Genomic DNA, 1,466 nt, shown 5'->3' with positions numbered 1-1,466 from the left:
GAATCGTCTCGCGGGCGACAGCGCCTGCCTGGTCGATGCGCCCATCGACGATGTGTCGCCGCGTGAGGACGTGCAGGTCGAGAACCGCCTGGAGTGTCTTGCCGAGTCGGGCGATGGTGATGAACCGGCCATGGGAAGGGACGCGGGCGCTGTCGAGGACGAACATCAGGTACACGCCGGGGGGAGCGATCCCACCCGCCGGGGGTGGAATGACGCGCAGGTGACGGGCGTCGACGACGCTGAACAAGAGCTCGACGTAGCGCTGGTCCGAGCTGAAAGCGTGCGTGGTCGATGAGGTGCGAATGACCGCTACCTCCTTGATGGTATCCGCACGGGCTACCTCGACCGTGATCGCATCCTCCGGCTCCTGCGCGTAGGCCATGCGCTCCGGGGCGGAAATGAGCTGCGGTCGCTGCCGGTCGAAGTACCACGGTTTGTAGGTCTCGATGTGGAGCTCACGGGTGCCGGTGCCAGGGTCGCCGTTCATGTTCGAGCCAGCTGTCCACACCGCCCCATCGGGCATCAGCAGCGCCACCGAGTGGTAGTTGCGGACGACCGTCGCGTCCTGCAGCCGGTCCCAGGTGTTGCTATCAGGGTGGTACATCTCGGCGGTTCGGACCGCAGTGTTGTCATCCGCCTTGTTGGCGACACCGCCGCTGACGAAGACCTCGCTACTCGGGAGCAGCACAGCGTTGAGGTTGTACCTTGGCCCATTCAGCGGCCGCTTACTGGTGGTCCTCCATGCCGGCCTCTCATCGGCGAGGTCGATGCGCCGCGGCGTTGCGCCTCCACAGAGCAGCACGCTCGGCTCGTAGTTCTTCGACGGCCGCAGCGGCAGCAGGACGGAGGTAGTGTCAATGCTGCTGGCGATGGCCGGCGCTAGGTAATCCGGATCGCCGAGGGTTGCGACCTGGGAGGACTCATCGGTGTCAGGGTCGTACGTGATGCTGAACCCGAGCTGACCCTCCGCCACTCTGACAAGCGGGGTCGCGCAGAACACCTTGCCATCGGATAGCACATGCATCCGAGGGTATTGGACGAACGCCAATAGATCACCGAGAGTTGGGTGGATCGTCCAAGTGTCGCGGGCCGGGTCGTAGATCTCCGGCGTGTTGTTCCAGTGTCGGCTGTCGGTACGGGCTGGGTGCCCGCCGGCAGCCAGGACGCGGCCGTCGGCGAGCGTGACCAGGGTGGGGTACCAGCGGCCCCCGCCAGCCAACCCGAAAGCGGCCCGATGACTGGGACCCCATCCATCGGCCTCGGTCCACCACAGCGAATTGACAGCGCCCGCGCGGCTAGCCCAGAACAAGTCGATCTTGTCGTGCCCGCGGCTGACGCTCGCGACGGCACTCCCAGCCGCTGCGGCGAGGGGCGACCCACCGCCGACCGGGGTGAATGGGTTGTGTTCGCCCCAGGGTTTTTGTTCGCTGAAGAAGTGGGTGTTGATCGCGCCGTCGCGCCCGGTC

Annotated in this window: 1 protein-coding gene; it reads right to left on the bottom strand. The window is 66.0% G+C overall.

Annotation, left to right across the window (positions count from 1 at the left end):
• Positions 1-1,466: galactose oxidase-like domain-containing protein (locus AB8A24_RS23830; protein WP_369477594.1), on the bottom strand; the 1,466-nt coding region annotated here is incomplete at both ends.

The organism is Streptomyces sp. BF23-19 (assembly GCF_041106355.1).
GTDB lineage: Bacteria > Actinomycetota > Actinomycetes > Streptomycetales > Streptomycetaceae > Streptomyces > Streptomyces virginiae_A.
Note: the sequence above shows the minus strand (reverse complement) of the source record. Positions and strands in the feature narration are given on the sequence as shown.